The 26,314-nt window shown below is 67.3% G+C and carries 13 protein-coding genes and 2 pseudogenes; 11 read left to right on the top strand and 4 right to left on the bottom strand.

Features of this window, described 5'->3' with window-relative positions; translation table 11 throughout:
- Nucleotides 1-325 precede the first annotated feature (325 nt).
- Nucleotides 326-958, top strand: a pseudogene (locus AC27LF_RS07850) (trimeric intracellular cation channel family protein); the annotation flags it as partial.
- Nucleotides 959-1,255: 297 nt separating this feature from the next.
- Entirely contained in the window at nt 1,256-2,215 is a 960-nt protein-coding gene (locus AC27LF_RS07845) for a helix-turn-helix domain-containing protein (RefSeq protein ID WP_479656329.1), read from the top strand.
- Between the two features lie 711 nt (nt 2,216-2,926).
- On the opposite strand, the gene AC27LF_RS07840 is transcribed toward AC27LF_RS07845, so the two are convergent.
- Together AC27LF_RS07840 and AC27LF_RS07835 are read right to left on the bottom strand one after the other, a co-directional pair.
- Nucleotides 2,927-3,598, bottom strand: coding sequence for a DUF4276 family protein (locus tag AC27LF_RS07840; protein WP_479656330.1), 672 nt, complete (start codon nt 3,596-3,598; stop codon nt 2,927-2,929).
- Entirely contained in the window at nt 3,595-4,713 is a 1,119-nt protein-coding gene (locus tag AC27LF_RS07835; RefSeq protein ID WP_479656331.1) for an AAA family ATPase, read from the bottom strand. The genes AC27LF_RS07840 and AC27LF_RS07835 overlap by 4 nt, the downstream gene beginning before the upstream one ends.
- Nucleotides 4,714-4,901: 188 nt before the next feature.
- Here AC27LF_RS07835 and pglW point away from each other — a divergent pair, with 188 nt between their 5' ends.
- Nucleotides 4,902-9,500 carry a BREX system serine/threonine kinase PglW gene (pglW, locus tag AC27LF_RS07830; protein WP_479656332.1) on the top strand — a complete coding sequence of 1,533 codons (4,599 nt, stop codon included), beginning with the start codon at nt 4,902-4,904 and terminating at the stop codon, nt 9,498-9,500.
- Nucleotides 9,501-9,614: 114 nt separating this feature from the next.
- On the opposite strand, the gene AC27LF_RS07825 is transcribed toward pglW, so the two are convergent.
- Nucleotides 9,615-9,899, bottom strand: coding sequence for a hypothetical protein (locus AC27LF_RS07825; protein WP_479656333.1), 285 nt, complete (start codon nt 9,897-9,899; stop codon nt 9,615-9,617).
- Nucleotides 9,896-10,165, bottom strand: a complete 270-nt coding sequence (locus AC27LF_RS07820) for a hypothetical protein (RefSeq protein WP_479656334.1) — start codon at nt 10,163-10,165, stop codon at nt 9,896-9,898. Before AC27LF_RS07820 ends, AC27LF_RS07825 begins: the two co-directional genes overlap by 4 nt.
- Nucleotides 10,166-10,302: 137 nt before the next feature.
- Here AC27LF_RS07820 and AC27LF_RS07815 point away from each other — a divergent pair, with 137 nt between their 5' ends.
- From AC27LF_RS07815 to AC27LF_RS07780, 8 genes and pseudogenes are all read left to right on the top strand, one after another.
- Nucleotides 10,303-11,133 carry a helix-turn-helix domain-containing protein gene (locus tag AC27LF_RS07815; protein WP_479656335.1) on the top strand — a complete coding sequence of 277 codons (831 nt, stop codon included), beginning with the start codon at nt 10,303-10,305 and terminating at the stop codon, nt 11,131-11,133.
- The gene (locus AC27LF_RS07810; protein ID WP_479656336.1) at nt 11,130-11,339 is read left to right on the top strand and encodes a DUF397 domain-containing protein; all 210 of its coding nucleotides are present in this window, start codon (nt 11,130-11,132) and stop codon (nt 11,337-11,339) included. Before AC27LF_RS07815 ends, AC27LF_RS07810 begins: the two co-directional genes overlap by 4 nt.
- 124 nt (nt 11,340-11,463) lie before the next feature.
- On the top strand, nt 11,464-15,129 hold the full coding sequence (pglX, locus tag AC27LF_RS07805; RefSeq protein ID WP_479656337.1) for a BREX-2 system adenine-specific DNA-methyltransferase PglX: 3,666 nt from the start codon (nt 11,464-11,466) through the stop codon (nt 15,127-15,129).
- Between the two features lie 167 nt (nt 15,130-15,296).
- Nucleotides 15,297-19,226, top strand: a complete 3,930-nt coding sequence (locus tag AC27LF_RS07800) for a BREX-2 system ATPase PglY family protein (protein ID WP_479656338.1) — start codon at nt 15,297-15,299, stop codon at nt 19,224-19,226.
- Nucleotides 19,223-22,153, top strand: a complete 2,931-nt coding sequence (gene pglZ / locus AC27LF_RS07795; protein WP_479656339.1) for a BREX-2 system phosphatase PglZ — start codon at nt 19,223-19,225, stop codon at nt 22,151-22,153. Before AC27LF_RS07800 ends, pglZ begins: the two co-directional genes overlap by 4 nt.
- On the top strand, nt 22,150-23,478 hold the full coding sequence (gene brxD, locus AC27LF_RS07790) for a BREX system ATP-binding protein BrxD (protein ID WP_479656340.1): 1,329 nt from the start codon (nt 22,150-22,152) through the stop codon (nt 23,476-23,478). Before pglZ ends, brxD begins: the two co-directional genes overlap by 4 nt.
- Nucleotides 23,479-23,485: 7 nt before the next feature.
- A complete protein-coding gene (locus AC27LF_RS07785; RefSeq protein ID WP_479656341.1) occupies nt 23,486-25,612 on the top strand; it encodes a DEAD/DEAH box helicase in 2,127 nt (708 codons plus the stop codon).
- A 153-nt stretch (nt 25,613-25,765) separates the two neighbouring features.
- Nucleotides 25,766-26,034, top strand: a pseudogene (locus tag AC27LF_RS07780) (IS21 family transposase); the annotation flags it as partial.
- Between the last annotated feature and the right edge of the window lie 280 nt (nt 26,035-26,314).

Here is a 26,314-nt window from a genome sequence, read left to right as displayed (position 1 = left end):
AATGCCCCAGAGGAACAACTGCAGGTGAACTGCCGCGCAGCACCACCAGGAACAGGCCCGGTGCCAAAAACGTCTGACTAGACTGCGGCGATACCTGCGACGCCGACGCCGTGGCGCACGGCGTTTCACGGCACCCGACAGCAGGCCCAGGCGCTGCCCCGGCAGAAGCACCCCCCTTCACGCACATGGCGACCGCCCGACGGACAAGACGCCGCACCAGGCAACCTCCACGCGGACAACACCACGGAACCGCCCGCGACATCGTTGCCATGCCCAGCGCCTTCAGAGCCCACCTCCTCACCGACCTTCAGAAAGGCCCTGTCCGATGCCGATAGAGGAACTGAGCGGAGCCGTCCAGTATGTGATGGATCTCTTCGGTATCTTCGCCTTCGCCCTCTCGGGGGCATTTCTCGCGGTACGCAAGGACTTCGACATCTTCGGGACAGTCATCCTCAGCGAGGCCGCGGGCCTTGGCGGCGGCCTCTTCCGCGACCTGGTGCTCAGGGTCACCCCCGTCGCCTTCACCGATCTCGGCTACTTCTTCACGCCCTGCGCCGCAGCGGCGATCGTGTACTTCGGTCACCGGCTGCGCCATGACGAGAAAGTGGCCGAGGGCAGGCTGTTCGACGTCTCCGACGCGGCGGCGCTCGGGCTCTTCAGCGTCACCGGCACGATCAAGGCTCTCGCCCATGGCTTCAACATTCCCGCCGCGGTCACGCTCGGCTGCGCCAGCGCCGTCGGCGGCGGCGTGCTCGCTCATCTCCTGGCGCTGGAACAGCCGGCGCTGCTCCGCTGGAACCGTGACCTGTACGCACTGCCCGCCCTCGCGGGCGCCATCTCGACCGCGCTGCTGTACTACACCGGGCTGCTGAACGTCGGCACCGCCATCGGCACCTCGCTGTTCGCCTTCGGACTGCGGCTCCTGGCCCTGCGCTACAACTGGCGCACCCCCCGTGCCCGTTTCTGGCGCAATCCGTTCGCAGGCATGCGGCAACAGTTGCCAACGGTGAAACCGGCCGCAGGCTCCGCACCGTCACCCTTCACAGAACCGGATACGGTCCAACTGCCCTCCCCGGAAAGGGACAAGAGCACACTGTCCCCTGTTCAGCCCCCGCACCCCGGCCGCGACCCGCGGCTTCTCCTCCGCCGGCCCGTGCAACGAGAGCGGAGGGAACGAGACCAGACCCCACAGGATGAATAGACGATCGAGAGCCGCACGGAAGCGGGTCGTAAGGTGAGGAACGGTGCCGGAGCGGTGGCTGACGGATCGCGTGGGGCGTTCTCCCTGGACTCCACCGTCCCCGGCGCGGTACCGCGGGGCTACCACGCCTTCCGCGACGCGTGGGAGACGCAGGTAGGCGCTGTCATCCCGCTGCCGAGTCTCAGTCCGGCCGCGGTCGACGACCTCCGGGCCAGGGCCCGTGTCGCCAGGCTGCGTGACGTGGTGATCACCGACATCCACACCGCGTCCGCCCTCCGGACCACGGCACCCGCGGGTGGGGGTGACCAGGTATGGCTGCACGTGGTCCGGCGCGGTACGTGGATGGTGGGCGGATCACCCGATCGCGGCCAACAGACCATATCGGCCGGGCAGTTCCTCTTCCGTCACATCGGGCGGCCGTTTCACTTCGAGACGGCGCCGCACACCACGAGGGAACTCCTCGTCCTTCCCGCCGAGCCGCTCGCGCCGCTCCTCAAGAAGCGGAACATCACCGGACCGGCGGACACCGCTGAAGTGCGCCTCCTGGCCGCCCACGCGCACATGGTCCACGCCACCGTCGCCGACCTCGGCCCGGCCGGCGTCCACGCCGCCCACAGCACCCTGATCGAACTGGCCAAAGCGGTGTTCTGGCAGCGTTTCGACGACGCGGAGCCCCTGCTGGCCCCCGCACTCGCCCAGGCAGCCAAAGAGCTCTCCGACCGCCGTCTCACCGACCCCGAGCTCACCCCCACCATGCTGGCGCGCGAGCTGAAGGTCTCCGTCCGCACCCTCCAACGGGCCTTCGCCACATCGGGAGAGTCACCTACCGCCTACATCCGCCGCCGACGGCTGGAAGAGGCCCGGCGCGCGCTCACCACGCCGTCCGGTCGGCCGAGCATCTCGGAACTCGCCGCCCACTGGCAGTTCGCGGACACCAGCCACTTCACCCGGGCCTTCAAGAAGCACTACGGCCAGACACCCACCGAATACGCACACTCGAACAGACCGGTCTGAACCGGCAGCCCAATGATCGCGACCAGATTCGCCGCAGCCTGCGAGACACCGCGCACGGCCGACACCGGACGGCTCCGAACCCGCAGGCTACTTCCGTGGTGCAGGCGCGGTGATGCGCCGTGACCAGGGCGAGCCGGTGGCAGGGTGCCGCGTCCGACGTCCCTGGCCGACCTGGGTGGTGCCGCAGCGGGGACCGGAACTCCGTGACGGCGATCGGTGAATCCCGGAGCCGCGAAGTAGGCATGGGGAGGGCGTTCGCCCGTACCCCTTCCTGCCACCAGGCCCTGGACAGCGCACGCCCCGGCACGGACTCTCTCCCCCCTCCCCAGATCAGCGACGTGGTGTTCTTTCAGCTGCTCACACGATGAACCGGAACGTCGACGGCTCCGCTGCGACTGCGGTGATCGTCTGCCCGGGAGTCACGATCAAGCATGCGGACCATGCGGACTGACGCCCTGCCAGCACCCATCCGAATCCCGCCCGCCACCGCGTCGGGCCCAGATCGGCCAGCGCCGATCGTCGTCACCGCCCGTCCACCAATTGCTGCGGAGGTGCAAGCCTCCGCCCGAGCGCCGCTTCGCCAGACCGTGGTCCGGTCCTCCGGCGTCACCCGCACAGGTCGGAGCGAAAGAGGACGACCTCGGCGATGCGCCAGGATCCGAAACCACGGTCAGGACGTGTCATCACACGGACGCCCCGGAACGCAGCCCCTCACCACTGGCCCGTCAGCGCCAGCAGTCTGCCGATCCAGGCGTCGAAGTGTGGACATACTGCACGCAAAGCGGGCAAACCAAGGTCTGCAACCGCCACCGGGCCGTCCTGGGTCTTGAGGTACCCTGGGCGCAGACGCAGGAGCCGTTTCGACGGGGCAGTGTCCGGTCCATCGTTCACATATTCGGGTCCACCCGCCGCGTCGACCTGTCTCTTGAGCTCACCCCCCAGCGCGGGGTCGTCGTACCAGTCCGCCAAGTGCTCCGCCGCCGCGAGAACCCACGTCTCGGTCTCATGAAGGACGAGATACGGGATGAACCGTGGGTGATCGATCCGCTCCGCGATCCGCTGCTCCACATGCTCCGCGCGCTGCCTCGCCGATCCGTTCGGCCGGTCCGCCATGCCAGGGCTGTCCTGCGGCAGTCCGTAGTAATCGATCAGCATGGTCACAGCAGCCCAGTGCGGTGTGCTGGACAGCCGATTCCGCAGGTCTTTCTCGATCTTCGACCATTTACTGACGCCGCCCCGTCCGGACGACCCGCCCGCAGTCGTCCCGGTCAGAAGGATGGTCGGTACGAGGTTGATTCCGGCGTTGAAGAGTTCAGGGGCCAGGAAATCCCTGACCATGGTCTCCTCCGTCTGTCCTTCGCACAGCACCCCCACCGTGATCATGCCGTGCGCCCTCGCAGCGGCAGTTCGGGCACCGGGCGACCGCCCAGAACGTTCTTCTCCCACAACTCACCGAGTGAGTAGTCCTCCAGCCAGTCCCGGAGTTCCTCGCGCTTCGGGCGGTGCAGGGTCGTCGCCCTGTCTTCCCGCTCCACCACGACGATGTCGTCCAGGGAGAACTGGTTGAGCAGAGTCACCGACTGGGTGGCGATGACGACCTGGCTTCGCGTCGCCGTGGAGCGCAGCATGTCCGCCAGTTGCACGATGGCGTACGGATGCAGCCCCAGCTCCGGCTCGTCCAGAGTGAGCAGGGCAGGCGGATCCGGTTGGAGAAGCAACACACAGAGGCAGATGTAACGGAGGGTTCCGTCCGAGAGCGCCTCTGCCGGGAAGATGGCATCCACTCCCTCTTGCAGCCAGCGCAGCCGGATGTTTCCCCCCGGCTCCTCGCGCAACAGGAAGTCCCGGAAGAACGGCGCCACCGTCCTTACGGCTCGCACGATCCGGCGGTACGCCTTCGGTTCGCTGTCATGCAGGCGCAGCAGGAATGCCGCAAGGTTCTTCGCGTCGGGTCGCAGTGCCTCGTTGTCCGCGGTGTATCCGAGTTTCTTGACGGGTGCGTTGCTGCTGGTGTCCTGGAAGTGGAAGACACGGCAACCGGCAAGGATCGCCCGCATCGGCCCGGCCAGGCGCGAAAGCTGCTCGATCTCCTTCTCCCGCAGGAGGGACTCCCGGTGACCTTGCCCGAAGCTCTCGTTCAGGGGTCGTCCATGGCCCGGCTCGTGGAAGTGGCCCTTCTCCGTCGCGAAGACGAAGGAATCGTTGGCGGCAGGCACCAGATGCGCCTCGTAGCGGTACGGAGGCGCAGTCACTCTGAGCCGGATGCCCTCTTCGGCCCGCGGCCCCGCGTACTGCATGGCCCCCGCTCCACCCCGGAGCCCGACCTCCAGGGCCAGCTGCTCGTCCGCCATCCGCCCGAGAAGTTCCAGAGCTCCGACCACATTGCTCTTGCCCGCGCCATTGGCACCGACCAGCACGGTCACATCACCGAGCGTGAGCGTGCTGGAGCGGATCGAGGTGAACCCTTCGATGAACACCTCAGAGAGCTTGTAACGCATGTCCTCACCCTATGCGGCGCGACCGGGCCTGGTCCTCGGACCACAACAGCAACCGACCTGTTGCCGCCTTCCACCCGTCATCCACAACGGAGGCCCGCCCACGGGCCGCCAGTCAGCAGGTGCGGATACTCTGGAGCGCTGATCAGGCCAATCAGGCAAAAGCCTGTGGGAAGGAAAGGAAGGCGACCATGCGCGACGGCCGGTGGACGACAATCACCGAATCGCAGTTCCAGCACGAGCGCGGTGGTCTGCTGTATCTCAAGGAACGACTCCCCGACAACGAGCCCTACCGCGCCTGGTCCAACTTCACCTTCACCGCGAACAGCGGCCACGTCCGCGAAGTCGATCTACTGGTCGCTGCCCCTGCGGGTCTCTTCCTGATCGAATTGAAGGCTTGGCAAGGTACGGTCACGTCCTCGGGAGCCAGCTGGGTCCAGACAACGGCCGAGGGCCACCCCAGGGTGCACCGCAACCCTCGGCACCTGGCCAATCAGAAGGCGAAGGAGCTCAAGGGACTCCTCAAGGACGCCATGCAGCGGGCAGGCATCCGCCGCCCGGTCCCGTACGTCCAGGAGCTCATCTTCTTCACCGCTCCCGGACTCCGTGTCAACCTCGCTGCCAATGACCTCGCCGGCGTCTTCGGCAAGGACGGCCACAGCACTCTCCCCAGTGTCCTGGCCGAGATCCAGCGCCCGGCCCACGATGTGAAGAGCGGCATCGATCCGCAGCTCTCCAAGCACCTGGGCAAGCTCCTGGAGAGTGTGGGCATCGGCCGTTCCGACGCGGAGTTCCACGTCGGTACGTACCGGCTGGACCGCAAACCCTTCGACACGGGAGCGAACTGGGCCGACTACCTGGGGCACCACGACTCGATGCGCAAGGTCCGCCGGGTGCGGATCTATCTGCGCGAGCGGGGCGGGGATCAGCAGACCAGGCTGTCGATAAGCCATACCGCGGAGCGGGAGGCCCAGGTCCTGCAGGGTCTGGAGCACCCGGGTCTCGTCGCTCTGGAGAACTTCGACGAGAGCGGCCACAGCGCCGGCCCGGCGCTGGTCTACAAGTATGATCCACGCACGCTCCGCCTTGACGACTATCTCGTCCAGTACGGCGGCAAGCTGGACGCACAGAGCCGTGCGGGCCTGCTGCGCCAGCTCGCCGAGACCCTGAACTTCGCGCACCGGCACCGCCTGTACCACCGCACCCTGTGTGCCCGTGCCGTGCATGTCCTTCCCGGCCCGCGTGGCCGCGGGGAGAGTGAAGAGCAGCGCTGGCTCCGGCCGCAGCTCCAGATCGCAGAGTGGCAGACGGCGGTGCGGCGCGCGTCGGGCTCCGCCTCAGGCGGCTCGGGCGGGGCTCTGACCAGCGGGCACGAGATCGTCCCTTCGCACAATGTCGCCGCGTACGTCTCCGAAGCCGCCGACCCCTATCTGGCCCCCGAGCTGACCGCCCGCGCCCCCGACCCGGTGGCGCTGGACGTGTTCGGGCTCGGCGTACTCGGCTATCTGCTCTTCACCGGCAGGGCACCCGCATCCAGCCAGGCGGAGCTCATCGCCCGGCTGGAGCACAGCAACGGCCTGGCTCCGTCTTCCCTGGTCGACGGCCTCTCCACCTACGTCGACGAGCTCATCCAGTCCGCCACCGCCTACAGTCCGGCACGCCGGACCCGTACGGTCGCCGAGTTCCTGGAGATGCTCGACTCCGTCGATCTCGATCTGGCGCCACCGGACGAATCCGAGCCCTCAGAGGCCCCGGCCGAGGAGAGCGACCCGCTGGAGGCCCGGCCCGGGGATCTGGTCGGTGGCCGCTTCCTGATCAGGCGCAGTCTCGGGCAGGGTTCGACCAGCCGCGCCGTGCTCGCCGAGGACACGGAGCGGGACGGCGCTCAGGTCGTCCTGAAGATCGCCCGCAAGGACGACTACGCCAAGGTACTGCGCCGCGAGGCGGGGATTCTCGCCCAGCTCCGCAATGACTCCAAGGTGATCCGGCTCGCCCTGCCCGAGCCCGTCGTCATCGGTCCCCGCACAGTGCTGGTTCTCGATCACGCGGGCGACCGCACGGTGGCCCGCCAGCTGCGGGAGGAAGGCCGGCTGCTGCCGGACCAGCTGAGGACGTACTCCACCTACCTGTTCGCCGCTGTCGACTTCCTCGACGGCGAGGGTGTGTGGCACCGCGACCTCAAGCCGGACAACATCGCCATCCGGGTCCGCCCCAATGGCACCAAGCAGCTGGTCCTCTTCGACTTCTCACTGGCCAACGCCCCCGTCGATCAGATCACTTCAGGCACGGACGGCTACCTCGACCCGTTCGTGGGCATCATCACCCGCGGCCGGTACGACGCCCATGCCGAGTGGTACGCGCTCGCCGTCACCCTGCATGAGATGGCCTCGGGCGAGCTGCCGGTGTGGGGCGACGGCAAGACCATCCCTCGCCAGACCGATCCGAAGGAGTGGCCCTACCCGCTGGTCGCCGCGGAGGCCTTCGATCCCTCCCTCCGCGACGGACTGGTGAAGTTCTTCCGACGGGCTCTCCACCGGGACGTACGGCAGCGCTTCCCCGATCTGCAGGAAATGCAGAAGGAGTGGCAGCGGGTCCTCCTTCTCGCCGATCAGCCTGCGGTCGGCCGCCCTTCGAAGCACCAAGAGGCGATCGGGGAACTGCCCGCCGACGAAGGCACCGACGAGGCCGCCCAGCGGGAGGAAGCCGCCGCGCAGGCAAAGCGGGAGACCAGTCTCGCCGTCTCCGGTCTCTCCCAGCGGGCCGTCTCCTTCCTCAACAATCTGGGCCTCAACACCGTCGGAGATCTGCTCGACTACTCGACCCGGCGGCTGGTCAACCAGCCGGGCCTGGGAGCCCGGACCCGCGACGAGATCAACTCCCGCCTGAAGCAGTGGCGCATCGCCTTCAACGCACGGCAGCCCTCGCCTCTGTCCCCAGCGGAGCGCAGCGACTCGGCGGACGAGGTCGCGGAAGCCAGGGCCGAGCAGCAGGAGGCGGGCAGCACGCTCCCGCTGCGCCGCCTCAGCCTGGACGCCCTGGTCACCCTGCTCGTGCCGAAGCCCGCCCCCAAGGGACGCAACGCGACCGAGGTAGAAGCCATCCGCCTGCTGCTACGCCTCCCCGACGAACAGGGCAGCCTTCCGGACGGGCTGCCGAACTGGCCCCTGTACAAGTCGGTCGCCCCGCTCACCAGCGAACAGGTCACCGAGAGCCGGATCAACCAGATCGTCGGCGACCAGCGCAAACGCTGGGTCAGGGAACAGGCACTGGTCGAGCTGCGCAACGAGGTCGTCGAGGTACTCGCCGACCTCGGCCGGGTCGCGTCCGCTGCCGAGCTGGCCGAGACCCTGGTCGCCAAGCGCGGCACCATGCAGGCCGACCCCGTGGTGCGTACGGCCCTGGGAATGGCCGCCGCACGTGCGGCGTACGAAGTGGACTGGGCCATGACCCCGCGACGCCTGCGCGGGCGGCGGCACGGCGATTCCGGCGACAATGTGATGCTCATCGCGCTGGAGGTCGACGAGGACACAGACAGCCCCGACACTCCTTCCGGTCCCTCCCTCCTTGACTACGCGGACCGGCTCGGCAAGGCCGCGGAGAGCCTGGCGGACCGCGGGACTCTGGCCAGCCCCAGCACCGTACTGGAACAGGTGACGGCTGCGAGCGACGCGTTCCATGCCCGGCACCCCCGTCTGCGTATCGCCCTGGACGAGACCCGCATGGTCACGCTGGCCGCCGCCGCTGCCCGCAATGCTGCCGCCAACGCGCGGCTTGAGATCTACTCACGGGATCTGCCGCCCGTACGGGCCCTGCGCCTCACCCAGGCCGGACTCATCCAGCCCCTGACCGGCGCCCCCGAAGAACAACAGCACGGACTGACCATCGAGAACGTCCACGCCCGGGTCAAGGCCCGCTTTCCCGAGCTGCGCACACCGCTTCCCGATCACTACAACCCGCTGGGCAAGCTGCTGCGCCAGGCCGGTTTCGATGTGCAGTGGCGCACGGACCCGAAGACCAAGCGCGGCAAGTTCTATCCGAAGCGCGACGCGGGCTCCGCGGACCCGACATCTGTCGTCACCCAGCGCAGTCCCACCCGGGGCACCCGGGCGGGACTGCGCTGGGCCAACCGGACACCGGAACTGCAGGCCGCCGACCGTGCCGAGGATCAGCTGCTGCTCGCCAGGGAGCGGCCCGGCTTCCGTGTACTGACGGCGGGCATGGACCGCTACCAGCTGGCACTGGACGAGCTGGTCCGGCCTCAGGAGCAGCGAGGCCGTTTCGCCGCCGAGCCCGTGAACGTGAGCGCGCTGTACCTGCGCTCGCTGCATCGCCTGGTGTCCGCCCGCCCCAAGCCGACCTGGGAGACCCTGCTCAAGGCGGACATCGCCGAGCCCGGTTCGCGTGGGGCGCTGAAGTTCGCCGAGTACACGGCAGCGGCGTGGGGGCCGGTCGAGCAGCAGCTGACGGCCACGCTCACGTCCGGCAAGGCTGATGCCACGTCCGGTGGCGCTTCCCGTGAGCGCCGTCCGCTGCTGCTCCATGACGCGGCGGTCATGGCCCGGTACAGCGGTATGGGCGTCCTGCAACGGCTCTCGGACACCGCGCGGGCCGGCGGGCCGGGGCAGCGCGGCCTGTGGCTGCTGTCCTCGGTGGTCGACCCGACCGCGGCGCCGAAGCTGGACGGTGAGGCCGTCCCGCTTCAGGACCCCGAGGAGTGGGTCAGACTCGTGGACGCCTGGGTCACCAACCAGCACCGGACCGGCCGGAACGGCGGTGGCCGCGCCGCGTAGCCGTGGTCCGGTCGCGCGGTTGCGTGGTCGTGCCGGTTCCGGCCGGGGCACGGTCGTACGGCTCCGGCCGGGTGCGGAGTCGTGTGGGCTGGTCAGGTGCAGCGTGTACGGCGGCTACGCCCGCTCGCCCCGGCTGACCGCGTTGGCGGCGGCCACCGCGGCGCTGAGCCGCTCGGCAGCCGTCGCCGGCCGGACCCGGTCGGGCTCGGCGTCCCATTCCCGGCCACCGCCGAGGGGGCGCAGCTGGAGGTACGGCCCCTCAGCTCCCATCACCTCGCCGATACGGTCGCGCCGCTCGTCCCGAACGACGGTGCCGGGGGCGAGGCGTGGTTGCGGTTCCGGGCCCGGGTTCGGATTCAGGTCCAGGTTCCGGCTCGGGCTCGGCTGTACGTCGTTCACGGCCCCTCCGCCTTCCGGAGCGCGGCCGTGAGCCGCTGGGCCGTTTCCGGGGTGCAGCGGCCCAGCTCGACGAGGGGGCGGGGTGTGGGCGTGGTGACCATGCAGGAGGCGAGGTCGACGCCGAGCGAAGGCAGGGTGATCGCGAGGGCGGCGAGGGCCTGCTTCAGGTCGCGTACGACGTCGGTGGTGGCGGTGAGCGGGTCGGGGTTCTGGGTCTGGGTCTGGCTTTGGGTCTGATGCTCGTGCTGGTTCTGGGATGCGTTCATGGAGGGCGGCGCCTTTCTTTCGGCCTTCGCACGATCGGAGCGAATGTCACTGTTCGCACCCATAGCGTGACCGTGTGGAACTACGCTCACCAGGGAGATCAACCCAGCAAGACCTTTGCGCCGTAGGAGCGTTGGCCATGACCCAGCCCAAGCACCTGGACCCGTACACCTCACCGAGGACGTTCTACGGTGCCGAACTGCGCCGCCTGCGGGAGGAAGCGGGCTGGTCACAGGAGCAGCTCGGCGAGCGCGTCTTCTGCTCGGGCACGTACATCGGCCAGTTCGAGTCGGCGACGCGACGGCCGCAGCCGGATCTGTCGAAGCTGCTGGACGGGGTGCTGGGCTCGGGCGAGCATCTTCAGCGGTTGTGCAAGCTGGCCCGGAAGTCCAAGCATGCGGACTACTTCGCGGACGCGGCGGAGCTGGAGAAGCTGGCGAAGACGATCAGTGAGTACGCGCCGATGTTGGTGCCGGGGCTGCTGCAGACGGAGGCGTATGCACGGGCCGTCACGCGAGCCACTCTGCCTCTCGCCGGTGACGACGTGATCGAGGGGTACGTCGGTGTGCGACTCGACCGGCAACGAATCCTGGATGAACCAACACGGCCCGTGCTGTGGGCAGTTCTCCACGAGACAGTGCTGCGTGTGCCTATGGGAGGACCTGCGGTGATGAGTCACCAGCTCCGTCACATCGTGGACATGGTGCACCGTCGGGAGGCTCTGGTGCAGGTGCTCCCATTCACAGCCGCGGCTGATGCATTCATGAATGGCCTGGTATCCATCATGACGTTCCCGGATGCACCCCCCGTCGTGTATACGGAAGGGCCCGGCGTCGGCCAACTGATCGAGGAACCAGCCCTGGTAGAGCAATGCCAGAGGTCATACGATCTCGTCAGGGCCGCTGCACTGTCGCCGACGGCGTCCCTGGACCTGCTCAAATCGGCGGCGGAGGACTACACCACACCATGAGCACTGCTGCACTCGACCTGAGCTCCGCAACCTGGCGCAAGTCGTCCCACAGTGACGGACAAGGCGGCAGCTGCGTCGAGGTCGCCGACGGCTTCACCAGTGCCACGCCTGTCCGCGACAGCAAGCACCCCCAAGGCCCCGCACTCGTCTTCCCAGTCAACGGCTGGATTTCTTTTGTGAACGCAATTAAAGATGGTGCACTCTGAGGTTCGAGCCCATCCTCCCAACCCCGTCGCTCACGTGAGAGACGGGGCTTCTCCGTGGTGAAATGGACACCTGTGCCCCGTCGGGCGCCTCCCGTGACCAAACAACCAGGATGTTGGTGGCTCAGTGATCAACCGCGCGCGGCTGCTCGCCGACCTGCAAGTGCAGGTCACCCACGTCGAAGCCGATCTCCACGCACAACTCGACGTGCTCCCCGAGGTCAAGCAGCGACTGTTCGCCGAGCACAAGGGCGCGTTCGACGCAAAGCGGACAGCGGCTTCGGCAACGGAGTGGATCGGCGAGCGAGTCACCCAGGCGGCCGTGGCATGGGTCTTGGCGACAGTGTTCGTGCGCTTCACCGAGGACAACGGCCTCCTCACGAACCCCTACCTGGCGGGTACCAAGCCAGACCGCCAGGCTCACGCAGAGGAACTGCATGAGCAGTTCATGACGGAGGACGCTGCACGTACACACCGCGACTGGCTGCTCGCGGCCTTCAACGAGATCGGGTCAGGGCCCGCCGGCAGGTCACTCTTCGACCCTCGGCACAATCCGCTGTACCAGATCGACATCTCCCATGACGCAGCCAAAGCCTTGATCGACTTCTGGAGGAAGCGAGAGGAGAACGAGAACGGAACCACTGACCTCGTCCACGATTTCTGGGACCAGGACTGGGACACTCGTTTCCTCGGCGACCTCTACCAGGATCTCTCCTCCGATGCCCGTAAGAAGTACGCCCTCCTTCAAACCCCTGAATTTGTCGAGGAGTTCATCCTTGACCGCACCCTCAGGAAGGCGATCGGCGAGTTCGGGTACGACGTCGTCAGAATGATCGACCCGACCTGCGGTTCGGGTCACTTCCTCCTGGGGTCATTTCATCGAATCCTGGCAGCATGGGAGGAAAATTCACCCAGTTCGGACGTACACACCCGAGTTCAAGCAGCGCTGGATGCCGTCCACGGCGTCGATATCAATCCCTTTGCGGTGGCCATTGCCCGATTCCGCTTGCTCATCGCCGCTTTGAAGGAAGCAGGAGTGAGAAGACTCCGCGATGCGGAACAGTTCGAGTGGCCGTTGCACATCGCAGTCGGCGATGCACTTCTCAAGTCAGAGCAACTGGAAATCTTCTCGCTGCCCAGCGACACGGAAGTCGCGACGCCTGCTTCATTCACCTACACGACCGAGGATGTGGCCGACCACCTGGCCATCCTTCAGGACGGCCGCTATCACGTCGTCGTGGGAAACCCCCCATACATTAACGCCAAGGATCGAAATCTTAACCAGGCGTACCGCGAGACGTACAGCATGTGCAGCGGAAAATATGCATTGACTGTCCCCTTCATGCAACGCTTCTTCGAGTTGGCGGTGCAGGATGAGAAGAACAACGAGCATCCTGGATACGTAGGGCAGATCACCTCAAGCTCATTCACGAAGCGTGAGTTTGGTGAAAAGCTCGTCCAACATTACCTTGCCAGCGAAGTCGACCTGACCGAGGTGATCGACACCTCGGGTGCATACCTTCCAGGGCACGGCACCCCAACTGTCATCCTCGTCGGCCGTCGACGTCTCGCCAAATTCGGCGCCGCCACCGTTCGCACGGTGCGAAACGTTCAAGGCGAGCCTAGCATTCCGAAAAATCCGGAGGAGGGACTCGTATGGCGCGACATCATTGACCGGATTGACAGCCCTGGAAAGAGCACGGGGAGATGGGTTTCAGCTAGCAACCTGATCCGGAAAGAATATTTCAATAAGCACCCATGGATCTTGGCTGACGGCGGCCTGGAAACCATCAGAGAAATCAACTCAAGATCCCAGGGAAAGCTCTCTGACATCGCTCCGACTGTCGGAATCTCTGCCGTCACCGGCGAGGACGACCTGTTTCTCATTCCGACCAACGGAGCCGCCCAACGACTCCGCGTTGATCACTCCAAGCCCCTCATCACGGGTGATGTAATTCGTGACTATATGGCGCCTGCCGATTTTGACGCACTATGGACCTACAATAAAGAGTTCAAAGTAATTCCACTCGATCAACTCGGAGGCGTCGGGAAGATCCTCCGCTCACGCAAGGGCGCCATTCAGCATCGCAAACGTTTCGGAACTCCAATGGTCCAGCGCGGCCTGGAATGGTATGAATGGCAAGAGCTCTATACCAAAAAATTCCAGACGCCGTTGACAATTACATACGCCGAGGTCGCCACTCACAACAGCTTTGTGCTGGACCGCGGAGGGAAGGTATTCAAACAGACTGCACCCGTGATCAAACTCCGCAAGGAAGCAACCGAAGAAGACCACCTACAACTCCTCGGTGTCCTAAACTCCTCCACCGCCTGCTTCTGGCTCAAGCAGATGTGCCAGATCAAGCCCAGTAACGGCGTAGGCCGGGGCCTTGAAGCGGAGAAGTGGACCGTCTGGTCGCAGTTCAACGGAACCAACGTCCAGGACTTCCCCCTCCCCACCCGCTACCCCCTGACCCGAGCCACAGAACTCGACACCCTCGCCCAGCAACTCTCCGCCACCACCCCCGCCGCCCTCGCCTCCGACCCCGAAAAGCCCCCCACCCCCGAAGCCCTCGCCGCCGCCCGGGACGAGTGGCACCGCATCCGGGCTCGGATGATCGCCGTGCAGGAGGAGCTGGACTGGGAGGTGTACGGGATCTACGGGCTGTACGAGGACCTCACCGCGCCCGTCGACTCACTGCCGGTCCCCGGGCTGGAGCTCGGGCAGCGGGCGTTCGAGATCGACCTCGGGCGCAAGGTCGAGGCGAAGGAGGCACAGACCGAGTGGTTCCGGCGGCACAACTCGACGATGATCTCGTCCATCCCGGAGGACCGCGACTGGCCCGAGGAGTACAAGCGCACAGTCGAGCGGCGTCTCGAAGCGATCCGGAACTCCCCCGTGATCGGACTCGTCGAGCGTCCCGAGTACAAGCGGCGCTGGCTGACCGATGGATGGGACAGCCAGCAGCACACCGCGCTGCGCGAATGGCTGCTGGCCCGGATGGAGCGGCGTGATCTCTGGTACGCGATGGGGGACGACGGTGTCGAGCGGCCCCGTACCCGCACCGTCGCCGAGCTCGTCGACGCGTTGAACTCCGATGAGGACTTCGTCGCCGTTGCCGCGCTCTACGCACCCGGTAAGGACCTCACCGAGGTCATTCCCGAGCTCGTCTCCGACCAGCACGTGCCCTTCCTGGCCGCCCTCCGCTACAAGGAGCCCGCGATCAAGAAGAAGCGCGTGGTCTGGGAGGAGGTCTGGGAGCTGCAGCGGGCCGAGGACGCCGCGGCGGCCGCCGGCAACCTGGAGGAGTCACTCAAGATCCGGGACAGCATTCCCGTACCGCCCAAGTACGTGACCGGTGACTTCGTCAAGCCCTCGTACGCCGCCCAGCGTGGTGGGCTCGACGTGCCCAAGGAGCGGTTCATCTCCTACAGCCGTACCCTCTCCAACCCGACCGAGTTCCTCGGGTGGGGCGGCTGGGACCATCAGGAACAGGCGCTGGCGCTCGTCCTCGCCATCGAGGCCCGGCTCGCGGCATCGAGCTGGGAGGAAGCCGGGCTCACGCCCTACCTGGCGGGACTGCTCGAACTGCTTCCCTGGGTGCGCCAGTGGCATCCCGACCAGGCCGACTTCTACGAAGAGGTCGTCGCCGACTACCAGCGGGACTACGAGCTCACCGACGAGGCCCTGCGTAACTGGCGTCCGGCACCGGCCCGCCGTGGCGGCGGGCGCAAGCCCAGGAAAGCCGTGCCGCGTGCGAAGGTCGCGGAGGGGGAGTCGGAGGAAGTCTGACGGCCGGGCGGGAGAGCCTCCGGACTCCCCCGCACCGCCTCTCCCGCCGACCTCCGCGAACCCAGGGAAGATCCCGGCCCCAGCACGTTACGCTGGGGCCTTTGGGCAGGTAGCGAGCGAATTTCGCGGTCACGAACCGCGCATAGCGGACATAGAGGGAGTAAGCGATGGCAAACCCCACACAGCCCCTGCTGCGTGAGGTCATCGACATTCCGGAAGAGCTCGACCAGAACGAGTACGTCCTCAAGCTCGTCGAGGCGCTGGAGAACGAGGAGACCCTCGCCAAGCATCTCGCCGAGTACGTCATCACGGATCCCCTGGTCGAGCATTTCGACGAGGCGCTCACCCTCATCCAGACCGCCCTGGACAGCGGCAGTTCCAAGGCCGCCTATCTCCACGGCTCGTTCGGGTCCGGCAAGTCCCATTTCATGATGGTACTCAGCGCCCTCCTCGGCGTGCTGCCCGAGGGCGCCCGCATCGCGCGCGGCCTCGACGAGTTCGCACCGCTGGTGCGCGCGCACAGCTGGATGCACGAGAAGAACCTGCTGCTCCTGCCGTATCACATGCTCGATGCCAAGTCGATCGAGCAGCGGGTTCTCGGCGGCTACGTGGAGCACATCAGGCGCCGGCATCCCGGCGCGCCGATTCCGCAGGTCTACCGCACGGACGCGCTGTTCGAGAACATCCGGGAGCACCGGGCCCGGATGACCGACGATGCCTTCATCGCCGGGCTGCCGAGCGGACCGGCCGGCGAGGAGGACGAGTGGGGCGACGACGGCGTCTTCTGGGACTCCGCGAAGCTGGACATCGCGCTGTCCGCCGCCCAGGTCGATGTGAAGACCCTGAACGACACCGACGCGAACTGGATTCAGCACCCCACCACTCCCGGTGGCCTGCGGGCCAAGCTCGTCTCCGACGCGCTCAGTTCCTGGTTCAAGGGGTTCTTCACCAACGCGACCGAGGACAGCCAGGCATTCATCTCGCTCGACCGCGGCCTCACCGTCATCGCGGGGCATGCGAAGTCTCTCGGCTACGACGGCCTGGTGCTCTTTCTCGACGAGCTCATCCTGTGGCTGGCGAGCCGGATCGTCGGAGACGAGGAGTTCGTCGCCCAGGAAGCCGCCAAGATCACCAACTTCGTCGAGGGCAGCGATGTCCGTCGCCCCGTTCCCGTGATCTCCTTCATCGCCCGCCAGCGCGATCTGCGCCACCTGGTCGGTGAGGAGGCGGTCGCCGGCGCGTCCGAGGTCACCATTCAGGACACGCTGTCCCTGGCCAACGACCGGTTCCGGCTCATCTCGCTGCCGGACAGCGATCTGCCGGAGATCGCCTACAAGCGGCTGCTGCACCCGCGCGCGGACGTTCCCGACGCGAAGGCCCGGATCGACCAGGCCTTCGCCAACATCAAGCGGGTACGGCCCGAAGTCTGGAACGCCCTCCTCGGCACGTCCACCGACATCACGGACGCCAACGAGGCCGCCTTCCGCAAGGCGTTCCCCTTCTCCCCCGCCTTCATGGACACGCTGGTACGGGTCGCCGAAGCGCTGTCCCGCTCCCGCAGCGGTCTGCGGCTCATGGGGCAGATGCTCTCCGACAACCGCGAGACGCTGCCGCTCGGCCAGCTGGTGCCGCTCGGCGATCTCTTCGAGGTGCTGTACCGGGGCGGCGGCGACCCCTTCACCCAGCAGCTGCGGGAGCAGTTCAAGTCGGCGCTGAAGCTGTACCGCGACAAGCTGCGGCCGTACCTGCTCACCACGTACGAGATCACCGACGGCGACGTCGACGCATACATCAAGCGTCCTGACAGCATTGAGGACGAGCTCGCCAAGAGAGTCCAGGCATTCATCGCGGACAACCGCCTCATGGGCACCCTGCTCCTCTCCGCACTCGCGCCCAGCGTGCCGGCTTTCCAGAACCTCACCGTCAAGCGGCTCACCGCGCTCAACCACGGTGTGATCACCGCGCCGGTGCCGGGCTTCGAGGCCAAGGCCGTCTCCAAGAAGGCCAAGGAGTGGGCTGACAACATCGCCGAAATCGAGTACATCGACGGTCCCGACGCCGGTATCTCCCTCGAACTCATCGACGTCGACTACGAGTCGATCGTCACCCGTGCGGAGAGCAACAACAACGGCCCCAACCGCCGAACACTCCTCAAGCGCCTCCTGTGGGAGGAGCTGGGCGTCAGCCAGGGCCAGCTGGACGACCAGCTGAACCTGGTGTGGCGTGGCTCCCGGCGCTCTCTCGAAGTCGCCTTCGGGAACATCGCCGACCCCAACTCCCTCTCCGACGACAAGTTCTCGCCCCGTCAGGAGGGCAACTGGCGGCTGGTCATCGACATGCCGTTCGACGATCTGTACGGCACCGCGGAGGACCGGGACCGGGTGGAGCGTCTCAGGTCGGCCTCGGACAAGCCGCCGCGCACAGTGTGCTGGATCCCCGGGCACTTCACCCACGACCTGTACGCCAAGTTCCAGCGGCTGGTCATCATCGACTACGTCCTGACCGGCCCGCGCTTCGACAGCTTCGCGGCCCATCTGAGCCCGAACGACCGGGAACGTGCCAAGGCCGCCCTGGAGAACCAGCACCGTCAGCTGACCAAGACCGTCAAGGACGCGCTCAAGCAGGCGTATGGTCTCGCACCCAAGGATCCGTCGCAGGTCACCGCCTACGACGACCATGTCATGCCGCTGCCCGACATGCCGCAAATCGTGCTGCAGTACAACCAGTCGCTGTACGACGCCGTACGGCTGATCGCGGACCGGGTACTCGCCCACCAGTTCCCCGCACACCCCGACTTCGACCCGAAGCGTGAGCTGCTGTCGGTGAGGACCGCCGATGTGAAGACGGTCTTCGAGTATCTCCGCAAGGCCGCGGACCGCGGCGAGGAGATCATCGACATCGAGCCGAAGCACCGGGAGATGATGGGGCGGATCGCGGGCCAGAAGGGGCTGAAGCTCGGTGTCATGCACGAGGCCCGATTCGAACTGGGCCGCCACTGGGTGGAGCACTTCAATGTGAAGGCCGCCCAGAAGTACGGCGACAAGGACATCCCGGTACCCGAGCTGCTGCGCTGGATCGACGAGCCGTCCCCGTACGGCCTCGACACCCCCCTCGCGAACCTGGTGCTCTGCGTCTACGCGGAGCGCACCGACCGGGTGTGGACCCCGCACGGCGGCGGGACGGTCGAGGTCGCCGACCCCACGGCGCTCAGGCCCGGCTATCTGCTGCGCGCCCAGGAGCGGCCGGACGAGGAGACCTGGAACGAGGCGCTCGACCGGGCCGAGCGGATTCTCGTCCTCCCGGTGACGACGCGGCTGCGCCGGGCCCGCCTCATCGCGGAGTTCTCCCGGCGGGTGCAGAAGAAGGCGAAGGACGGACTGGACCACGCGTACGAACTGACGGCCGCGCTGGAGCGTCGCGCCGACGCTCTCGGGCTCGACCTGAGCTCCGACGAGGGCAGGCTCGGCACCGCACGCCGGGCTCATGACCTGCTCCGGGACCTGGTCCAGGCACAGGGTCCGCTCGCAGTGGTCCGTGCGCTGGCGTCGGCCGAGGTGGGACCGGTATCCGACCAGGCTCGGCTGGCGACGTCGATCGACACGGCCAAAAGGGTCACCGAGGCTCTGAAGCTGGCTACCTGGGACGTCTTCGACATGGCCCGCACGCTGCGCGAGCCGTACGCGACCGAGGCTCGGACGATCTTCGATTCGCTGTACGGCGCCGCCCGCGCCGACGAGAACAGCGTTTCTCTGCCCGCCGCACTGACGCGAACCCGGAAGGAGATCACCGACCTCATCGGCCGGTCCAACGCCGCACAGCCGGAAGCCCGTCCGCAAGGCGGGGCGGGTGCGGGAAGCGGCACGGCCGAACCGGCGGCCCCCGCACCCGCGCCGGGACCGCTGCGTTTCCCGCTGGACGACGAGGAGAACGGTCGGCAGGGCCGGGCGGGCGAAACCGACGACACGGCCCACAGCGGCCGGTTCGAGGCCGGGGTCGGGGGCGCCGCCGAGCGGCTGAGGGAAGAGCTGGCCGCGCTCGCGAAGGATGCTCCCGGAGCCCGTATCCAGGTGATCTGGCGGACGGTTGACCAGTCGTGACCACGTCCAGCACCACCGCACCGCACCAGGCCCGCTCCTTCAGAGGGCGGGCCCGCCCCGCTCACCCCGCCGCGATCGTGCAGCTCGTTCAGGCCCGCACGTTCTCGGCGGGAAAACCCCGGGTCATGCTCATCCGTGCCGAGCCGGTCTGGGAGGGTCCCGAACGGCTACCCCTCGACCGGGGCCGCACGGTCCGCGTCACGACCGCCGTCTCACCACTCGCGGTCTTGGAAGCGGTAACTGGTCATCAGGAGTCGCAGCAGGGGACCGACGAGGTACTAGCCGTGCTGACGGACGCCGAGGAGGCAGAACTGGGGTCGGGGTTGCTCGCCCGGGTCTACCAGAACCGCGTCTACGCCATAGAGCCGTGGTCCGTCGTGCGTCAGCTCTTCGGTGCCCGGGAGATCGACCCCCGGCTGACCGCCGAGGGATGGGCGGCGGAGTCGCTGATCGACGCCGCGGGGCAGGGTGACTGGCCCAAGATTCCGGGTGCCGTGCTCTCCCGTGACACTGCCCTGGCCCGTCTGGCGGTGACCCGGCTGTCGACCTCGGCACACCGTCTGAACGTCGAGGCTCTCGACCTGCATGCGTTCCTCGCATGGTCGCTCGCGCCCGGCGCATCGGAGCGCCTGGCCGCGCTGGGTACCCAGGAGCGCCAGGGCCTGACGAGGTGGCTCACCGACCCTGACCGTGCCGGGGAGTCGGCGGGGGCTCTCTCCGCGTTGTTCGCGTTGTTCGACTCCGGGCGGGGCCCCGATGCCGTACCGATGGGACTGGTGTGTTCCGTTCTGTGGGGGCCGGACTCCTCGTCCTCCGCGGACCGTGCACGTGGTCGCGCCGAGCAGGTGTTCAACGCGCCCCAGCTCGATGACAACGCCTTCGCCGTATTCGGCGCACAGACTCAGCAGTACGTACGAGCACTCGTCCTCAGCAGGACGACTGCCGTGGACTCTCCTGACGGAGCCGACCCGCATGCCGTACTGGAGCGGGCCGAGACCCTGGTCCGGCAGTTCGGCGCCGAGGAGGCGGCCGGCTCCAGCACTTTGCTGAAGTCCGGGCTTCAGGCACGCTTCGGGGCTGTCGCGCGGGCGCTGACGCGATGTGTTCCCGCCGATGCCGCGCAGCCGCCGTCCGCCCGGCACATCCAAGCGCTGGCGGAAGCGGTACGGCAACTCGACGACCATGTGCTGACAGGCTGGGGAAGCGCACGCGACTCCGTTGTCCGCATCAGGATGGCCCAGCGCCTCGTCCAGTGGCTGGCCCTGGGTGCGGGTGCCGGCTTCGCCACGGCGGCGGAGGCGGTCGACCTGCACATCGGCGAGTACGGATGGGTGGATCTCGCCAGTGGTCACATCCAGGACGGCGACAGCGCCCATACCGAACTCCCGCGAGCATACGCATCCTTGCTGACCGCGGTGCACACCCGTCGGCATGCTGTCGACGAGGCCTTCGCGGTAACTCTGGCCGACGAGATCGCATCCGACGCCGAGCCCGCCGAGGCTCTGATGGTCGAGTCGTTCGCCCGCAGGGTGCTCGCGCCGGTGGTCAAGGCGTCCAGGAGCGGGGGGCATCCGCTGCTGTTCCTGCTGCTCGACGGCGCGAGCGCGGCCATAGCGGCCGATCTCGCCGAACAACTGCGGGCACGCGCCTGGGTGGAACACGACCCCGTCGTCGACGTTCCCGGACCGCCGCGCCGCCGTGCCATGACGTCCGCGCTGCCCAGCCTCACCACCGTCTCCCGCGGATCGCTCTTCGCCGGCGAACTGGCCGAGTTGGGTCAGGACGAGGAGCGCAGCCGCTTCGCCGGTCACTCGTTCTGGAACGGTGCCGCGGTCCGGCTGTTCCACAAGGCCGGTCTGCGGGGTGAGGCCGGGGCACCGCTGGGAGCGGAACTCACGCAGGCCCTCACCGACCCCGATGTCCATGTCGCGGTCGTGGTGAACACCATCGACGACCGGCTGCGGGAGGACCGGCCCGTGTCGAACTGGCGGCTCGACGAGCTGCTCGGCATGGAGGAGTTGCTGGCCTCCGCGCGAGTCAACGGGCGTGCCGTGGTGATCACTTCCGACCACGGACACATCATGGACCGCGAATCGGCCAAGGTGGCCGCTCCGGACGCGCTGTCGGCCCGGCACCGTACAGGCACCACCGCGCCGAAGGCGGGCGAGGTCGCTCTCGCGGGGCGTCGAGTCGTCACCCCCGGGGGGCGGATCGTGGCGCTGTGGGACACCACCGCGCGCTATGGCAACCGGCAGGCCGGGTATCACGGTGGTGCGGCTCTGGCAGAGGTGGCCATCCCCGTGCTCGCGTTCGTCCCCCGGGGCGCCGCCACGCCGAAGGGCTGGCGGGAGCTGGGCCCACAGCGGCCCCAGTGGTGGTCGCTCGAAGCCGACATCCCTACCGCGGCCATCACCGCTCAGCGCCCGTCGCTCGCCGCACCACTGTCCGCGAAGCGTCAGAACTCCGCAGAGTCCCTGCGCCGCCAGGCGGAACGGCTCGAAGCCGCCGAACTGGCCTCAGGACAGGGGTCTCTGGTGCCCGTGACAGCTGTCGAGTCCCCGTCGTCGTCCGCCTCCGCACGCCCCCATGCGTCTCGTACGGATCAGCTGATCGAGGCTCTCCGATCCTCCGACATCCTTCAGGCACAGCTCAACGCTCTTCCGCGCAAGGAGGACTTCGCCAGTATCGACGCCGCTGTACGGGCACTGGTCGAGGCACACGGGATCCTGCCGGTCTCGGCCGTGGCCGAGAGGGCCGGGAAGCGTCCCGCCCGCGCCGCCGGATTCGCGGCCACCCTTCAGCGGGTGCTCAACTACGACCAGGTGGAAGTGCTCACCCTGGTCGACAGTGGCCGCTCCTTGAAGCTGGACCTGGAACGGCTCCGGCAGCAGTTCGGTCTCGACGGCACCTCGGGAGCCCCGGCGTGACAACGGATCTGGGCAATCTCAGTCCGGCCCGCCGCACCCAGCTGATCGATGCCTTGCGGCGGGGCGCGGTCCCCGAGTCCGGGCTTGGTCCGCTCGCGGTCGGGCTCGGGCGCTTCGAGGCGGCCGTCGATGCCGAACTCGACGCCGTGGCGGCGGGAGCATCGGTCTTCAAGGCGGTACGAGGCGAGTACGGGTCCGGCAAGACCTTCTTCACCCGCTGGCTCGGAGAGCGTGCCAAGCAGCGGAACTTCGCCGTGGCCGAAGTACAGGTGTCGGAGAACGAGACTCCGTTGCACAAGCTGGAAACGGTGTACCGGCGGCTCAGCGAGCGGCTGGCCACGTCCAGCTTTCCGCCGAGTGCCTTTCGCCCGGTGATCGACGCCTGGTTCTACGCGCTGGAGGAAGACGCTCTGGCCGCCGGTGCCACAGATGAGGAAATCCCCACTGCCATCGAGGAGTTCGTGGCGGGCAGGCTCGCCGAAGTGTCCCGCACCGCCCCCATGTTCGCGGCCGCGCTGCGTGGCTATCACCAGGCGCAGGAGTCGTCGGACACCACGACAGCCGAGTCCCTCGTCGCTTGGCTGGGCGGGCAGCCTCATGTGGCGGCTGCGGCCCGGCGCACCGCCGGAGTCCGTGGCGATCTTGATCACTTCGGCGCGCTGGGGTTCCTGCAGGGACTGCTCACCGTGCTCAGGGACTCGGGCCACCCAGGGCTGCTTCTCGTACTGGACGAGGTCGAGACACTGCAGCGGATTCGCTCCGATGCTCGGGACAAGGCGCTCAACTCCTTGCGGCAGTTGATCGACGAAGTCCACTCGGGACGCTTCCCCGGCCTCTATTTGATGATCACCGGTACACCCGCGTTCTTCGACGGCTCTCAAGGAGTCCAGCGGCTGGCTCCCCTGGCCCAGCGCCTCGCCACCGACTTCTCCACCGATGCCCGGTTCGACAATCCGCGTGCCGTGCAGCTGCGGCTGCCGGGGTTCACGGTGGATTCCCTCACCGCACTCGGCAGCCGTGTACGAGACATCTACGCCCGCGGGGCCGACGACGCACAGCGTCTGCGTACGGTCGTGGACGACGCCTATGTGGGTGATCTGGCCCGGGCCGTGGCGGGTCGGCTCGGCGGCAAGGTGGGAATCGCGCCACGCCTGTTCCTGAAGAAGCTGGTGAGCGATGTGCTGGACCGAGTGGACCAGTTCGATGACTTCGATCCTCGCGAGCACTATGCGCTGACCGTTTCGCCGGCTGAGCTGAGTACGGTGGAACGGAACGCGGCGGCAGCGGCTCCGCAGTCCGCGGACGACATCGCTCTCGATCTGTGAGGCAGTCATGACACAGTCCGCAGTCGATCGCCTCCATCCGATCGTGCTGCACCATATCGCCAATACCCTGGGCTGGCCGGATCTGCGCCCCTTCCAAGCGGAAGCGGTCGCCCCCTTGCTGGATGGAGTGGACGCCCTCCTGCTGGCCCCGACCGCCGGGGGAAAGACCGAGGCCGCTTGCTTCCCACTGCTGTCCCGGATGGCACGGGAGAACTGGACGGGCACCTCGATTCTCTATGTCTGTCCCCTGAAGGCACTGCTCAACAATCTGCTGCCACGCCTGGAGAGGTACACCTCCTGGCTCGGACGGACGGCCGCCCTGTGGCACGGTGACGTATCCCAGACGCGCCGGAAGCGGATCCTGCGGGAGCGGCCGGAGGTGCTGCTGACCACTCCGGAGTCACTGGAAGCCATGTTGGTCAGTGCGAACGTCGATCACCGGGCGTTCTTCTCCGGACTCCGGGCCATCGTCGTCGACGAGGTCCACGCCTTCGCGGGTGACGACCGCGGCTGGCATCTGCTGGCCGTCCTGGAGCGGCTGCAACGGGTTGTCGGGCGGCCGGTGCAGCGAATCGGCCTGTCGGCGACCGTGGGTAACCCTGATCAACTGCTCGCATGGCTTCAGGGAGCCGGAGCCGGGAAGCGTGCGTCCTGTGTCGTCGCCCCGCACCTGCGGAACGAGAACCACGCTCTGCCCTCAGCGGGCGATATCCAGCTCGATTATGTCGGCTCCCTGGCAAACGCAGCCACCGTCATCGCGGCCCTGCACCGTGGCGAGAAGCGCCTGGTGTTTTGCGAATCGCGGCGGCAGGTGGAAGAACTCGGCGAGAGCCTGCGGACCAAGGGAGTGACAACCTTTCTGTCGCACGCCTCGCTGTCCGTCGATGAACGGCGCCGGGCCGAGGAGGCTTTCGCCCAAGCGCGCGACTGCGTGATCGTTTCCACCAGCACTCTCGAACTCGGCATAGATGTAGGCGACTTGGACCGGGTCATCCAGATCGATGCACCAGGGACAGTGGCCTCTTTCCTCCAGCGTCTCGGTCGTACCGGCCGCCGGCCCGGTACGACCCGTAACTGCTTGTTCCTCGCGCTGGACGAGGGCGGTCTGCTCTCGGCCGCGGCGCTGCTCCTGCTGTGGTCGCGTGGCTGGGTCGAGCCCGTGGTCGCACCACCGGAACCTCGTCACATCGTGGCCCAACAGATGCTGGCGCTCTGCCTGCAGGAGCACACGGTCGGAGACCGGCTCTGGCAGGAGTGGTGGGGTGGGCTCGGCCCGTTCGGTTCGTCGGCGAAGCCAATCGTGCGGCATCTGATCAACGATGGTTACCTCAACCGGGACGATGGGCTGCTGTTCATCGGCCCGGAAGCCGAACAGCGCTTCGGCTTCCGGAACTTCATGGACCTCACCGCGGTGTTCACAGCCGCTCCGGAGTTCACGGTACTGACCGGACGCACTGAGATCGGTACCACCGACCCCGCACTGCTGACCGATGAGGTAGCAGGGCCACGTCGGCTGCTGCTGGCCGGGCGCAGCTGGCAGGTGACCTACATCGACTGGTCGCGACGACGGTGCTACGTTGATCCGGTCGAGGACGGAGGCAGGGCTCGCTGGGGCGGAGTCGGCCTCGCGCGCACCGCCTCCTACGAGCTGACCCGTGCCGTACGGGAGGTACTTCTCGGGGCTGAGCCGCCGATCGCTCTGACCGGACGTGCTCACCGTGCGCTGGCACAGGCGCGCGAGGAAAACGCCGAGTTCGTCCATCCGGACTGCACAGTCATCGTCCGGGGCGGAAAGGACACCAATGTCCGGTGGTGGACTTGGGCGGGCTACCGAACCAACGCCACACTGGCCGCCACGCTCACCGGGGTCGCCGACCCTCTCCAACGCCCCACCGACGCGTACATCAGGCTCCGTGAGGACCTGTCTCCCGACGATTGGAAGAAGGCCAGGCGCGATGCCGCCGCGTGCCTCTGCCTGCCTTCGGTGGATGCTCGTGCGCTGAATGGACTCAAGTTCAGCGCCGCACTGCCGAATCGCCTCGCCGCGGCTACGCTTTCTGCTCGCCTCGCAGATCTGAGCGGTGCGTCAGCAGTCCTCTCGGAGACTTCTCGGTTCACTTCGCTGGGCCCCTGATGGAGAGGCTCCATCAGGGTTGTCGGCAGCGCCTGAATCCTGTGCCCCTCTGACGGCGAACCAAAAGTGACCCCTTTGGCGATCTTCTCTGACCATGGTCTTGGTGTTCAAGGCCAGAAGGGAAGAGGCAATCCGTGTGATGGACCAGGCGGGATCCGCAGGCTGCACCGGCTGAGCAGATGCCAATCCAGGCGATCGCGAGGCACCCGGGGATCTCGGAGAACACGGTGAAGCGGGCGCTGGCCACGGACCGGCCGCCGAAGTGCGAGCAGGCGCCGAAGGGCTCGACCGTGGACACAGTCGAGGTGCAGATCCGCGAGATTCTTCGGAAGACGCCGACGATGCCCGAGACCGTGATCGCGGAGCGGATCGGCTGGCAGCGCGGGATGACCATACTGAAGGAGCGGGTGCGCGAGCTGCGGCTCGCGTGCTGGTGTCAGCCGACACGTGTCTTCCGGAAATGTGCTGACATCGTCGCAACGAACGAATCTCCGCAGATCACAGCGGGTGTCGCACGACCAGCCCGTGACTGCGGCTCCTGCCCAGGACTTGAAGCTGCGGCCAGGAGGCCTCGCGCGGTCCCCCGATCATCGGCCACGCGGCCGACGGGCACACTACGGCGCCCCGCACTGCCGACGATGCCACCACACGTCGTTGCTCCGCCCGGACGGGCCGACAGTAACAACATACATAGCCGGCGCC

It is taken from the genome of Streptomyces diversicolor, from assembly GCF_057537855.1.
This window is presented reverse-complemented; position numbering and strand designations above follow the sequence as displayed.